This window comes from Alicyclobacillus macrosporangiidus CPP55 (assembly GCF_000702485.1).
In the GTDB taxonomy this organism is placed as follows: domain Bacteria; phylum Bacillota; class Bacilli; order Alicyclobacillales; family Alicyclobacillaceae; genus Alicyclobacillus_H; species Alicyclobacillus_H macrosporangiidus_B.
Genome location: NZ_JNIL01000001.1, coordinates 2078467 through 2091544 on the forward strand (window position 1 = coordinate 2078467; position 13078 = coordinate 2091544).

General features: G+C 55.7%; 13 protein-coding genes. 4 read left to right on the forward strand and 9 right to left on the reverse strand.

Going from position 1 to position 13078, the window contains the following annotated elements; translation table 11 throughout:
• The first annotated feature begins 18 nt into the window (after positions 1-18).
• Positions 19-1728, forward strand: coding sequence for a PucR family transcriptional regulator (locus tag N687_RS0110295; RefSeq protein ID WP_197029263.1), 1710 nt, complete (start codon positions 19-21; stop codon positions 1726-1728).
• Positions 1729-1736: 8 nt separating this feature from the next.
• On the opposite strand, the gene N687_RS0110300 is transcribed toward N687_RS0110295, so the two are convergent.
• From N687_RS0110300 to N687_RS0110310, 3 genes are all read right to left on the reverse strand, one after another.
• Complete coding sequence (locus tag N687_RS0110300) at positions 1737-2546, reverse strand: methyl-accepting chemotaxis protein (RefSeq protein WP_029421771.1); 810 nt, start codon at positions 2544-2546, stop codon at positions 1737-1739.
• A 381-nt stretch (positions 2547-2927) separates the two neighbouring features.
• Positions 2928-3551 (reverse strand): nuclease-related domain-containing protein, encoded by a 624-nt coding sequence (locus tag N687_RS0110305; RefSeq protein WP_029421772.1) that lies wholly within the window; start codon positions 3549-3551, stop codon positions 2928-2930.
• A 2-nt stretch (positions 3552-3553) separates the two neighbouring features.
• Entirely contained in the window at positions 3554-4018 is a 465-nt protein-coding gene (locus tag N687_RS0110310; protein ID WP_029421773.1) for a hypothetical protein, read from the reverse strand.
• Between the two features lie 105 nt (positions 4019-4123).
• On the opposite strand from N687_RS0110310, the gene N687_RS0110315 reads away from it, so the two are divergent.
• The 3 genes from N687_RS0110315 (at position 4124) to N687_RS0110330 (ending at position 6153) form a co-directional block, all read left to right on the forward strand.
• A complete protein-coding gene (locus N687_RS0110315) occupies positions 4124-4327 on the forward strand; it encodes a helix-turn-helix domain-containing protein (RefSeq protein WP_029421774.1) in 204 nt (67 codons plus the stop codon).
• 291 nt (positions 4328-4618) lie between these two features.
• The gene (locus tag N687_RS0110325; protein ID WP_035462161.1) at positions 4619-5029 is read left to right on the forward strand and encodes a GntR family transcriptional regulator; all 411 of its coding nucleotides are present in this window, start codon (positions 4619-4621) and stop codon (positions 5027-5029) included.
• Positions 5026-6153, forward strand: coding sequence for a DUF1648 domain-containing protein (locus N687_RS0110330; RefSeq protein ID WP_029421776.1), 1128 nt, complete (start codon positions 5026-5028; stop codon positions 6151-6153). Before N687_RS0110325 ends, N687_RS0110330 begins: the two co-directional genes overlap by 4 nt.
• Before the next feature lie 871 nt (positions 6154-7024).
• Here the strand turns inward: N687_RS0110330 and N687_RS0110340 are convergent.
• The 6 genes from N687_RS0110340 to N687_RS0110365 form a co-directional block, all read right to left on the reverse strand.
• Positions 7025-7528, reverse strand: coding sequence for a PD-(D/E)XK nuclease superfamily protein (locus tag N687_RS0110340; RefSeq protein ID WP_029421777.1), 504 nt, complete (start codon positions 7526-7528; stop codon positions 7025-7027).
• Positions 7525-8337: a Dam family site-specific DNA-(adenine-N6)-methyltransferase gene (locus N687_RS0110345; protein ID WP_029421778.1), complete on the reverse strand. Its 813-nt coding sequence runs from the start codon at positions 8335-8337 to the stop codon at positions 7525-7527. The genes N687_RS0110340 and N687_RS0110345 overlap by 4 nt, the downstream gene beginning before the upstream one ends.
• A gap of 417 nt (positions 8338-8754) precedes the next feature.
• Entirely contained in the window at positions 8755-9999 is a 1245-nt protein-coding gene (locus tag N687_RS0110350) for a hypothetical protein (RefSeq protein ID WP_051663142.1), read from the reverse strand.
• Positions 10000-10243: 244 nt separating this feature from the next.
• Complete coding sequence (locus tag N687_RS0110355) at positions 10244-11200, reverse strand: hypothetical protein (protein ID WP_029421780.1); 957 nt, start codon at positions 11198-11200, stop codon at positions 10244-10246.
• Positions 11201-11419: 219 nt separating this feature from the next.
• Positions 11420-11899 carry a hypothetical protein gene (locus N687_RS0110360; RefSeq protein ID WP_029421781.1) on the reverse strand — a complete coding sequence of 160 codons (480 nt, stop codon included), beginning with the start codon at positions 11897-11899 and terminating at the stop codon, positions 11420-11422.
• 3 nt (positions 11900-11902) lie between these two features.
• Entirely contained in the window at positions 11903-13048 is a 1146-nt protein-coding gene (locus N687_RS0110365; protein ID WP_029421782.1) for a ParM/StbA family protein, read from the reverse strand.
• Between the last annotated feature and the right edge of the window lie 30 nt (positions 13049-13078).

The following is a 13078-nucleotide window of genomic DNA, read 5'->3' on the forward strand; positions in this document are numbered from 1 at the left end:
CTGAGACGGTGGTATCTTATGGTGACTGTATCAGACGTTTTGTCAACGAAGGCTTTTCAGAACGCAGTCGTACTGGCTGGACAGGGTGGTTTATCCAAACCAGTAAAAACAGTTACTGTGGCGGAGGTCCCTGATGCGGCAGATTGGTTACGCGGAGATGAGATTGTTTGTACAACGGGTTTTTTTATTCGGGATAGTACCGCGTCGCAGATGACCTGGATAGAGAGTTTAATATCACACGGTGCCTCAGCTTTAGCTATCAAGACAACCCGCTTTCTTGGCGAGCTTTCCCAGTCAGTTATAAATTTGGCACGACGTAAGAATTTCCCTATCATTGGTTTGCCCCCCGATTCTACTTGGCCAGCGGTAATTGAGTCGGTTATGAATCTGATCACCAATGAGCAGGTTACCCGGCTGCGTAGAGCACAGGAAATTCACGAGCATTTGACCAAATTAGTGTTAGAAGGAACGTCCATTCAGGCCATCACGGAAACACTTGCATCGCTGGTGAAGAATCCGGTAATTGTTGAAGACGGAAGGTTCAATGTACTCGCAGTGAGTGTCCCGGACCAGTCACTCGGTATAGACGCCAATCCGGAGACAGAAAAACAAGCCGTTCAGAGTTTGCTCCATGAACGGCTTAGCCCTACCTTCCAGGAAAGGTTGCTGCATTCAGATTACTACAAGAGAATTTTGCGGGGGCGGTCAAACGATGTGCTGGAACTCAGCCTGGGCGGTGGCAAAGCTCGCTCGGTCACGATTCCGATTCTCACGAGCAGCGTGGTCTACGGTTTCATATCCATGCTGGCGGTTTCCGGTAAGTATTCCTCCATGGATATGGTCGCATTGGAACAAGGGGCAACCACGGTGGCATTACAACTCGTAAAGGACATCATGAACGAAGAAACGCAACGGGCCGAAACAGACCGTGTAATTGAATCATTGATCCGCGGCAGGATCCACACCTCATCGCTGAAGAAGCTTCTCCCTGCAAACCTGGACTGGGCCACGCCGAGGGTGGCGGTTTGCATCGAAATTCACTTTGACAAGTCGGACAACGGACTCTACGTGGCAGAAAGTCCACAAAGGTTGTTCGAGAATCTGTTGCGGCGAGAACTGGAAGCAACGTTCGGCACCTGCATTATGGGGTGGTACGACAGTCTCCTTACCGTCCTGGTCCCGTTCAGACCGGAAAACGTGAAACAAGTACCTGCAGACTTGGAGGCGGTTCTCAAAGAGGCCTTGGCGGGGCTTAAAAAGAAGCTGTCCCTGCCAGAGATCCGAGTTGCGATTGGCGGAGCATATCCTTCCCCTAATAAATTACAGAAGAGTTACGATGACGCGTTGCAAGTCCTGAAGGTGTTGAACATTGTACCGTCCCTTGGAAACATCGTGTCCTACGAACGGATCGCCATTTATCGAATCATTTCCATGATCCGTGATCACGAAGAACTCCACTCTTTCTCTCGCGACCTGATAGAACCATTACTCAAACATGACCAGGAGCACAATGACGCGTTGTGCGAAACGCTGTATGCGTATCTGCTCCACGGCGGAAACGTCACAGCCACCTCCAGGCAATTGTATGTACACCCGAACACTGTTTCTTACCGCATCAAAAAGATACAGCATCTGCTTGGCGACGTCCTCAACCAGCCGGAACACAGGCTGGCTTTGGCGTTTGCCCTGATTGCGTACCAGTACACACGCGTGTCACATGATGCTTAATCGGTTTTTCAATCTCCCAATTTCGACAGATTGGCCAATTCATCGGCAGTCCGCACAATGTGCTCAAATGTGGCCTTCAATTCTTCCATGCTGGCTAAGTGTTCTTCGGTATCGGCTGAGATTTGCTGCATGGCAGCATTGATTTCGCTAATCAGATTCCGTAACCGGTCCAGCTTTTCATGGATATCTTTGACGGAACGTTTACTCTCCTCAGCCATCTGTCGAATATAGTTCGCCACCACTGCAAAGCCGCGCCCATGCTCGCCGGCCCGAGCCGCCTCAATGGCCGCGTTCAACCCAAGCAATTGGGATTGGGAAGCAATTTCTTGAACGAATGATGCGATGGAGTTGATGCTATCCACATTACCCAACATGGTGTCGCATATCTGCGCAGCGTCCATCACCTGTTTCGCAACGTCTTGAGTGGCTTGGGTGACCTGGTCAGTGATGGCACTCATCTCTTCGACCATGGACGCGAGATTGGTGGCGTTGAATCGCAATGTATCATATTTCTCATTGGATACCACTGCAGCGATGGCACCGACCATTTTGCCGTCCTCGTAAATGGGTATTGCGGTAGCAACCACGTGGTTTTGTGGACGTTCTTCCTGAACTCTTTCACCAATACGCATCGCCTTTTCGATGACGGTTCCTTTCATTTGGTGCACCGGCGTACCAACCTGAAACTGTAACGCAATCTGCCTACCGGAGAGGGCACCAACGACCTTCTCAGTATCTGTCACAATAATGAACGCGTCCTCGGGATAGGTTTGCTGATAAATCTCCATTGTTCGCAAAACCATTTCCAGTATTGTCATGTTGTACAGATCCCTTCTCGATTGCTGCATGGACTCAGGTACGCATGGGGATGAATGAGTTCGGCATCCGCCCGGTTCACCGCGTCCTGGCACCTGATTACGTATTTTATTTGTTCTAATTTTACTGCTGGGGGAAGTGTTTTCATTGTTTGAATTTCATAATTTAGTGCAGGTCGTTTCATCGACCTACCACAAGGGTCGTTTACAATCTGTGCGGAACAACCGGGCTCCACAAGACACAATCTCGGATTTCGACCGTTTCGCCCTTAAAGCGGTGAAGGAGTCCTGGGAATTCCATGAATATCGATTCTGAGTTCCACGCGCTCTGGCATTTATTAAGGCCGATCGCTATCCCCGGGGCTTGCGGCGATTAGGTTTTGGTCATGTGAACCGTCGTTTAATATCCTTTACATGCTGTTTGCGGGCCTTTGTGTCAGTTATATTCGCTTTCAGCAGTCGCTCATGAATGTCACGCACTTGATAGTCTGACAGACCTTCATGCCTTGCGCCGGTGAGAGTCGGAACCAGCTGGCGTGGTCGGATGACAACCGCACCTTGCACGTCCTGCAAGCGCAAGTCAGCCCGTCTGGTGAAAACCACGATGTTGTACATGGGCACATCCTCGCCAATTAGCGCTTGGAGAGACTTGATGTGCCCTTTGTTTTGGAGGATCGGGTTCTCGGGCATGTATTTCCGCCTGCCCAGCGTGATGGTCCACCTCGTGTCTCCGCCCTTCCCGTACACCCTGCCAGCCCAGTTTTTCGTTTCAATGACGGCCAAACCGCCGCGAAATACGACAACGTGGTCGATCTGCGATGTGCCGTTTCCGTCGTACCTGGGCACCATCAAGTTGTCGATGACCAGGTACTTAGACTTGTCGAGCCGGTTCAATTGAGAACGGACACCTTGTTCGCCCAGGAATCCAGTGAAGGTTTTCGAGCTGTCAAGCACTTTGAGTACTATGACAATCACGATCAGAATCGGAAGTAGGACTGGCCACTGCATGTCTACATCGTCATCTCCCAATCGTTCGGGCTCACCAGTTCTTCCACCGACACGATGTAGGTTACTTGCGCTTCCACGGGCACAGGCACCTTCTTGGCGTTGATTGCAATCACGAGAGAGTCATTTTTTAACAAGATGGCATGTCGGGGATGAACGTCTTGTAGCTCTGGTCGGTCGAACTGTGGGTGCCAGAAAGCTTTGGGGTCGGCGGCCTGCAATCCATCACATATCCCCGTCAAAAAATTGTCCAAGTCGCCCACGACTTCGACTCGGTGGCGCGGTATAAAAATCTCGACGTCCAGCTTTACAAATGTCTCCAATGCTTGGGTCAATCCAGCCTGTTGCCGTGCAGTTAGTGCCGCTTGGCGCAACGCAATGAGACGAGGTACTTCCTGCGCCTTATTCCACATTGAACTTGCGCCGTCTTTCTTGGGAGGTATCTCCGCAACGGAGAACGTTACCTTCAATGACGACTGGCCTCCTCTCACTTCGCGCTTGGGACAAAAATTTTGGACTGTCTATCCCCCAAACATGCCTTCCCGCTGCATTGAACGAAGTGGAGGTGATGTTTCATGCCACCGCTCGTTTCAGCCGCGTTGACCATCGCCAGGGCTATGAGGGGGCTTACTATTCCCGAAGTTGCCGTCATGGCCGGGGTAACTCCGGACGATGTATTCGACGCCGAAAACTTTCTCGAAGATGTGCATCCCGCGATCGTCGCCATAATCGCGAAGACGCTTGGGGTTGATCTTCGCTGGGTAGACAAGCCTTTCTAATCAGTCCAAGGCTCTGGTTGTGCCAATCCTATCCCTGCGCCCGCCCTGGATGATTTGGAGCTTGGGACGTGTGGGTTCAACCTGCACGTCCGGCTCCTCGTCTTCAACCTGAACGTTCCTTTTGTCATCGTCGGAACTTGTTGGGTAGTGCGTGGTCTGTTAACCGGAAATAAGTGTTGCTTTTTGACATTCCGCACGCCTGAATGGCCAAATCCTCCCCGTCTCCCTTGACACCGGCGCTCTCCGTGTTACTATTGTTACATAACAACTATAGCAATGAGGGTGGACGTGATGCTCCTCTACCTACATCCCGACAGCGACGTCCCGCTGTACCAACAGATCCGCGACCAGGTCGTCAACGGCCTGGCCACCGGACAGCTGGCTCCGGGCGATCCGCTGCCGCCCATCCGCCAGCTGGCGGCCGATTTCGGTGTGCACTTCCACACCGTCCACAAGGCGTACGACCTGCTGCGCCAGGAGGGCCTCATCCGCCTGAACCGCCGCACCGGCGCCGTGGTCGCGCTGGAGCCCGCCCCGCCCGAGTTCCGCGAGCAGTGGCGGGAACGGGCCCGGGTCCTGCTAGCCGAGGCGTACGTGAAAGGCGTCTCCCCGGAGGACATCCTGGCTGAGTGCGACCAGCTCCTGCAGGCATTTCGCCGGCCCGCCGCCCCATCTCACCCCACGGGAGGTGCTTCGTCGTGAAACTCACCGCGCTCCTGCCCGCGCACTTCATCTCTCTGGTGGTCATCCTCGTCTTCGTCGTCGTCGAAGCCCTGCTGCCCGCCGTGGTGCCGAAGACCCTGCCGTTCGGCGTGCGCGTTCCCCTCGCGCACGCGAACCATCCCGCCGTCGCCAGCGCGACGCGGCGCTTCTACCGCCGCCTGGCCGTGATCGCCGTGCTGTCCATCGCGATCGATCTCGCCGCCCTCCTGCTCCCCGCCACCGCCGCCTTCCTCTCCGGCCAGGCAGTGGTGGTCCTCGCGGCCGTGGCGTGTTACGCCAACTACTATGCCGCGCACCGCGACCTCCGACGGGTGAAGGCGGCGGAGGACTGGTTCGCGGGCACCGTTCAGGTGGTCGCCGCGGACACGCAGCCGCGCCGGGCGCCTTCGCTGTGGTGGGCGGTCCCGTCTCTGGCCATCTTCGCGGCCATCGTCGCCATTGGCATCTGGCGGTACCCGGCCCTGCCCGACCGGTTTCCCACCCACTTCGGGATCGACGGCACGCCCAATCAATGGTCGACCAAGAGCATCGGCTCGGCCTTCGGCATCCTCATCCCGAACGCGTTGTTCATCGCCATCTGCCTGTTCGCACACCTGGCGCTGTACGCCACGCGCGTGGATGTCGATCCACAGGACCCCCGCACCTCGGTGGCCGAACAATTGCGGCAGCGGCGCGTCTGGATCGCCGCGAGCTGGTGGTCCTGCGCCTTTGCGCAGGCAGGGCTCGGCCTGGCCGCGCTGCTCTTGTGGGGGCTCCTGGGCGGCGCATCCGGCTGGTCGGTGCTGGTCATCCCGACCGTCATCCTGGTCGGCACCATCGCCCCCTGGATCGCCGCGACGGCCCGGTCCGCACGAGCCCGGCGAAATGGGGCGGCGGATGCCCACCAGGCGGGTACCGCACCGTTCGCCCACGTGGACGACGACCGCCACTGGATCGGCGGCGCGCTGTACTACAACCCCGCCGATCCCGCCTGGATGGTCCCGAAGCGCTTCGGCATCGGGTGGACACTCAACTTTGCCCGGCCCGCGGCCTGGCTGGTGCTCCTCGCCATCCTCCTCGTCGCCGCCCTGCCGGGGATCATCGCCGTGCTATCGCGCCGGTGACGGATCGCGGCACAACGCCCCCAGCCGCCCCCCATCCGGCCCGCGACGGATCCCCCCACCGGTCCCCTGCGTCCGGCCCGAACCGGTTCTCCGCATGCCGGCCCCGGGCCGGATGCATACGGCCTCGACAGCTGCGCTAAACTATGGATAGCCCGTGCGCCGTCTTCCCGATGGCGCGGGCGGATTCTCAGTTGAAGGAGGAATCCCCTTGTCGCGTCCATCCCGTTGGCACGTTGCCCGCTGTTGCTCTCCATCGTCAGCACCTTCGCTTGGTTCGGCGTCCTTCATCACGGTGCGAAATCCGGCCTTGAGTGTATTTAATCGTCCATTTCAGGTATCTTGTATCTTCTGCAGTTCCTGTATGTCCGGTATTGGCGGAATATCCATTTCGTACACAGCGTATTTGATGAGCCAGCGACCATAAAAGACCTGAGAAAGACCAAACGCAACATGAACTAGAATCAGTTTCTCCGAGACGAAATTGCTGTTCATCGAAAACCCGTTATATCATGTTCTCATTTTCTCCACCTTGCGTATTTGGCATATCCGCTCTGTACATCCCTTTGAGCGCATTCTCAATTCGGCAGGTTGGTTTAGGATTACTCAAGGCGAACTTGCCTTCCCACCTTTTATCACATATAAAACGGACCTGACCGGGTGCGGAATACTGGTGTCTTCGTCTTCCAACAGCCCAAGCGTGAGTTGCCGAACTTCGATGCGTTGCATTGGAACACGGCAGACCTTGCACCGCCGTCCCTCTCCAACTCGTCCACATTGTGGACACTGAAACGTGATCCAGACCAAGCACTGTACCTTCTCTCTTGTCTGTGTTGTTTTCGAATGAACGGTCGTTAGTTTACGTGCGTCCGGCTCACCGCCCACGGAAAGTCCGGTTTGCCCAGGCCACAAAGTCATCCAGGGACATGACGCGGACGTTCTTCTCTGCCGTGTCCGCGCCGTACCGCCGCTGTTGGGCAGTTTGTTTCAGCCATTCGACAGCGCCTTTTTTCGCGCCTGAACCGCCCAGCACGATGAAAATGTCTTTCTCGGGCATGGCCTCAATGGCGTTGAGGTAGACGTACGGGTACTTTTCGTCGACACTGCCGGCCGACTGTTGCCATTTGCACTCGATCCGGACGCGCAGGTCGTAGTCGGCTGAGACGAGCAGGAATTCGGTCTTGCCCTCGTGGCCGTAGATTGTCGTGTACGGCACGTTCTGGAGGAGTAGCTCGGTGCCGTACCGTTCCGGGCGCTTGGCGTACTGGGAGTACGGGACGACCTCGAAGCCTTTGCTGGACATGACCTCGCGGATCATCCGCTCCAAAACGCTGCCGGAACTGTTCGCGTATCCGCCCTGGGTGTTCGGACGGTTCATCGCTGTGTACCCCCAAACAGTGCGAGAACTTCCGTTGCGGTTCCCCTGTTGTCTCCATCGCAGCTGATGAACCGCCGTACCTCAAGTCGTTCCACGTCCGCCGCCGCGTAGGCGTCCTCCGTGAAATCCGTGGCGTGATTCGAGATGAGCACTGGGATTGCTCGCTCTCCAAGCGCGGTCGCCAGACGTGCCAAGTCTCGCTGGTCATCCGGACCGAATCCGCCAGCCGCGTAGTCGGTGAAGTTCGCGGTGTCCGACAGCGGGACGTAGGGCGGGTCACAGTAGATCACGTCACCCGCTTGGGCCTGTCCCATGACGACGCGGAAGTCTTCGCATACGAAGGTGGCGTGTTGGGCCTTCCGCGCGAAGTACCGCATTTCCTCCTCGGGGAAGTACGGGCGCTTGTACCGGCCAAACGGGACGTTGAACTGGCCATTGGCGTTATACCGGCACAGGCCGTTGTAGCCGTGTCGGTTCAGATAGACGAACAATGCCGACTTACGCCAGGTGTCCGTCGTCTCGTTGAACTCTGCACGGAGCGCGTAGTATCGTTCCGGCGTGTTGTTCTCGGGCACGAACAGTTCTTTGCAGTACGCGATGAACGTGTCCCCGTGCTGTTTGAGCGTCTCGTAAACCTGGATGAGGTCTTGGTTGATGTCGGAGAGCAGGTATTCCGGATAGTCCGTGTTTAGAAACACCGCACCCGAGCCAACGAACGGCTCGATCAGGCGGCGTCCGGACGGCAAACGGCGTTTGATATGCTCGACGATGCGGTACTTCCCGCCGGCCCATTTCAGGAATGGTTTCATGTCTTCCGCGTCCTCCGTCTTACCGTGCTGTTTAGTCAGCGACATGTGTTATCCGCGGCGAAATGAACACCCGTTTGTGTGAGGGGTGTCATGCCGTCTGGCGTTTGTCTCAGTGTCCCACGCCCGCGTCCCTTTGCGAAGTGACCTTGACCTCCCCATAGGACGTACAAACTGCGAACATCTGTTTAACGACTTTCATTGAAATCGACTTTCCCGCCTCTGGCGTTCCCACCACGACCGCGTTCGTTCCGGATGAAATCTTTGTCATTGTCTTACGACCTCCGATGGATTCTGCGTAGATTCTACGCTTCTACGTTATCCCCGTGGCGATTAGGGAGGGCCCCTATGCCTTCTGGCCCCCGTCTGCCATGCACGCCTTGGCGCGGAACGGCCTGAAAGGCCGTCCCCCACCAAGGCTTAATGGTCGTCGTCCGGGTTGTCCAGGTCTCCGAGGTCAATGAAATAATCGGGCCAGTCCTCTTCGTCCATGTCCTCCAAGGTGAGTGGCTCGTCGAAGAGTTCATCTGCTGGCGGTGTTACGGGACGTTGTTCGACGACTGTCTTTGTGCTTTCCGCGGGTCGTATCATTCCGTCTGGCCACGGGTGGACTTCAACGATACTCGATTCGTGCGTCTTCCTATCCTTCATCGACAACAGCTTCTCTAGCCCGTCTCGCATGGTTTCGTCGAATACATACACGTCTGCTCCGGCCACGGCGGCCGTCTTTGGCACGTGGTAACCGAGCGTGAACGTGCGCCAATTGCGCACGCGGTCTATGCTGCCATCCACGTATGTATCGACGAAGCGGTAACGGCCGTCGTTGAATCCGAGCAGGGCGGCGAAGCGGTGTTGGACGGGGACCATGAGACTGTCTTCCCAGTCGATGGTGTCATCAACCAGCGCTTTGCGTTGGATGTGGTCGCCGCGCACGATGGCGTCCAAGTACCAGCCTGGATGGGCTTTAAACGATTCCCACGGTAAGAGGTAGAAATGACGGCCTATGATTTCGATGTTGGACAATGGACGAAGTGCCGTTTCGTAATATTCGCGTGTCGCCAGAAACACTGTGTTCTTTACAGTGCTGTGTTGAATCACCCTGCGCAATGTGCCGTGAAAGATCATCCCCTTCTTGGATTGCTCCGCGGGTGTCAACTTCATCGGTAACAAGAACAAACCGATCTTGAAATCCTCTTCGCCCTTTTCACCCTTCTTGACCAGCCAGGCGTGCAGGCCTTCGTCTCCATTTTGCGGCAGCATTATGTCCCACTTATCGTAAATGAGTCCATCATGACGTAAACGGATAAGAAGCTCAACGAGATTCAACGTTTGTGCCAGCACATCAGATGGAACATGATTACGAGTTCGTGCGAGTTGTTCTCTCGCCGCCCACTGTGCCATGACATCCCTGTTGAGCCTGACCAGGCTCATGAGACGATTGCCTGGCACAACGTAGCGCCCTTTGGTAATGTTTTTGGGCACCTTCCGTTGTACTTCAAATTGGTCCCACATGTTTCGCACCAAATCCGTCGCAATCTGTCCATGCACATTCAGCAATCGCGCCACCTGCGCGTGCGTCATCACGCCTAGCCGCACAAGTGCGCGACAGACTTCATCGGCTCTTTGTTCCGCCAATGTTTCCCATGCTTCGGCTGTGCGCCCCAACGTCAGCACCCCTTTCGTGCTGTATAAAGTTGGCTTGTGCTCTGTGCCGCTTGGTGGGGAGTGCCCCCTGAACCTGTGCAGGTTCCGTGTCCACTCCCCACCCTCGGGCTTTTGGTAGGCAGTCTACATGTTCAAGAGACACCCTAAATCGCCTATCACTTCAAGAATTTTTTCCTTGCACCTGTTGAATTGTCACGGATGAATTGCGTTTTGAACGCAATTCAACGTATAGCAAATTCGCATTTCAGCACGTAGAACCCTGCCTCCGCCGCCTCCGCAACCCGCATCCCGGACAATGCCATTCCGTTTTGTGATCCACATACTGTAAAGTACTTCCGCAATACGGGCATGTGTTCGAGTCGTCTGCGTCTGTTGATTGGCTTCCCTGATTCACAACCTTGAGAACGTTTTTGGATTGCTCAGATGGTTCTGGTCGCTCAACATCAATAATCCATGTCGGAAATGGGTTATCAGAGGTCTCTACGTACAAATCGAAACTTGGATTGGCTACACCCGACGAGTCCTGGGTCCAACTCACGGCATAGGAAAACCGTCCAGGTCGGTCACTCCAGATCAGTCCATTTGCAACCATCGCGTTAACGAGAAATTCGAGCGTGGGAAGGTAATGGTCAAGGTCTTTGACCTTCCAAAATTGCTCGGACTTTATCACAAGCAGCATCCGGGCATATCCTGGCGGTTCCTTCGGTAACAAACTATTCTCCCAATACATCACCTCGTTCAGGTAATCCCACTTCAGCTTGTAAAACAGCCAGTACCACAACTGTCGCTTGCGCACGAACGGCCGGTTCTTGTGGTACAGCGGGTGGTACTTCTTCTTCGCGCCGTGACCCAACATCCAAACAGGCAGATTTTCCACGACAAAGCCATGTCCAGTAGGCGCAAGGCGAAGATCGGGTGGTAAGCTGTCGAATACGATCTTCCCATACCGCTCATCGTAGTGACCAACCGTCAGACCGGCTTCCTCGTACAGATACTCTCGGATCTGTGAATCCAGCTCCTCAATTCCGTCCAGCAAGTCCGTGACCTTCTCCATGTCCTCGCCCATCGTGAGTTCGGTCAACGTCTCGTACACCTGCGCCATCAAGATGTGGTAGCGCCGCAGGATGTCCAACGGCTCTTTGGATTGCGCCAGCATTCTCAGTTGTTCTTGTCGTATCAGGTCTTCTAGTTCGCGGCTCATGGAGCCACCCCCTTATCCAGAGGGTAGCAGGCTTACCGTGTCAAATCGCGCCATCTTCGCGCCACACTTGCATCCTCAGCGAGCCCACGAAAAACGCACCGGGAATGCATTTCCCAGTGCGTCCAAGTGATTCTCAAGCGTCTACGTCTACACAACGAAAACCGTCTACGTTTACATGACGTCTACTGTCTACGTTGACATGACGTTTACAGTAGGCGTTTACGTCCCGCGCAGCTTCCTCAGTAACTCCAGAGCCTTTGGATCGATTTCCTGCGATGACACGGCTGGTTCATTCGTGCCTTCAAGCGATTCGTGTCTATCGTGATCATCATCACCCTGTTGATCTTCGGTTTGGAGCCGCTCAGAGATATCCTCTTGAGGCACCACACAACCCACCACCGCCACAGATCGACCGAGTAACTGGTAAGCGTACAGCGCCAGCGCCTTCTTGAACATCGGATTGTCGAGCATATGGAGCTCATCGTCCGTCAAGTCCGGGAGTGCAATGGTGACGTGCCGTGACTGTTGAACCCTGTCCTCCGCGACCTTGGCAAAGAAAAACTCGCTCACCGCGCCAGCCTTGCCAGTGGTAGGGCGCTTGGCGATACGTCGAAGATGCTCTAATTCCTCCGGGGAGATGTTCTCCGGAATGCGGAAGGACAGAACACTCCCCGCCTTGAAATCCGGCCGACGTGGCATACCTTACACTTCCCCTGCCGCAGCTTCGGCCTTTCGAGAGAGTACGAGCATCTTCCAGTACGACTCCACGATCATCCAGATGCTTTCCTCCGCCGACTCCTGCCACCGGAGCGGATAGACATGCTTACTGTTCTCGTTGATGTACGTCAGATACGGCCGAATGAGTGCAGAACCACCGCCGATCTGATACACCAACTCCAGGTCGGATACCTTCTTCCACATACGGCCCAGGTGCTCGTGTTGAGCTTTCGCGCAGGCCATCAGCGCCTCGTCCACGATGTCTTTTATGGACGTTAATTTACCGTCCACAAAGATGTGGTTCTTGCGCTCGTCCTTGGCAAGCAGGACATCCCGCACCAGATTCCTGCGCGACCGAATCCGGTGATGATACCGCTCGTACACCTGCTCGATGATTTGGTCCAGGTACTCCGATACGCCGCTGTTCATGCCGTCCGAATTGATATTGTCCGGCTCACCGCGCTCGATGACCGCCGAGTCCGTGGACAGCCCGCCGATGTCGTTGATGAGGATCGACTTTTGCAACAGCTCCTCATTGCGAATTCGCCCGTGGTCGTCGGTGACCAAATGCATCATCGCCGCTTGGCCCTCGCTGTACACGTCCACAGACTCAAACTCGATTCGCACGGTGGTCTTGCCAATCTGTGGAGTTTGCAGGAATTCGACTTCATGTACTTTGCCCATCAAGCGATCCCGGAAGACCGTCTTGGCACCAAGCTGTTTCACTTCCTTGAGGGGCAAACCGGTTGACAAGGCATACTTGGCCTCGATGATCCCGTTACTGTTAGCAGGAACGTTCTGTGCGGCATCCAGCGCCAGGGCAACCAGAAGCATGATGACGGCTTGGTCGCTCGTTGATTTCATGTCCCCCGGCTCCGGCTCTTGATTGGACGCATACCTCGTAGCCAGGTTCCCCACCGCGTACACACCGCTCTTCGCGAGGGACGGGCTGGTGACGCGGCAGTGAATCCCCTCGTACACGCTGCTCTCCAGGGACACTACGCCACGGTCCTCAGATACCTCAGCAATCACGTTCGGCAGAATCGTGCCCTTGACCATCGACGAATTTGCGCCCTCGTAGATCGGCTTCACACTGTCATTCCCGATGTCAACAGCAGCCAGTCTGACCATTTTTTCAACGCTCCCTTCAGTCAGTTGTCT

What these genes read in the sequence shown, in the direction of transcription:
- N687_RS0110365 (WP_029421782.1), bottom strand. Translation starts at nt 13,048, where the DNA reads ATGGTCAGACTGGCTGCTGTTGACATCGGGAATGACAGTGTGAAGCCG.
- N687_RS0110305 (WP_029421772.1), bottom strand. Translation starts at nt 3,551, where the DNA reads ATGCAGTGGCCAGTCCTACTTCCGATTCTGATCGTGATTGTCATAGTA.
- N687_RS0110340 (WP_029421777.1), bottom strand. Translation starts at nt 7,528, where the DNA reads ATGAACCGTCCGAACACCCAGGGCGGATACGCGAACAGTTCCGGCAGC.
- N687_RS0110295 (WP_197029263.1), top strand. Translation starts at nt 19, where the DNA reads ATGGTGACTGTATCAGACGTTTTGTCAACGAAGGCTTTTCAGAACGCA.
- N687_RS0110300 (WP_029421771.1), bottom strand. Translation starts at nt 2,546, where the DNA reads ATGACAATACTGGAAATGGTTTTGCGAACAATGGAGATTTATCAGCAA.
- N687_RS0110360 (WP_029421781.1), bottom strand. Translation starts at nt 11,899, where the DNA reads ATGCCACGTCGGCCGGATTTCAAGGCGGGGAGTGTTCTGTCCTTCCGC.
- N687_RS0110355 (WP_029421780.1), bottom strand. Translation starts at nt 11,200, where the DNA reads ATGAGCCGCGAACTAGAAGACCTGATACGACAAGAACAACTGAGAATG.
- N687_RS0110315 (WP_029421774.1), top strand. Translation starts at nt 4,124, where the DNA reads ATGCCACCGCTCGTTTCAGCCGCGTTGACCATCGCCAGGGCTATGAGG.
- N687_RS0110345 (WP_029421778.1), bottom strand. Translation starts at nt 8,337, where the DNA reads ATGAAACCATTCCTGAAATGGGCCGGCGGGAAGTACCGCATCGTCGAG.
- N687_RS0110325 (WP_035462161.1), top strand. Translation starts at nt 4,619, where the DNA reads ATGCTCCTCTACCTACATCCCGACAGCGACGTCCCGCTGTACCAACAG.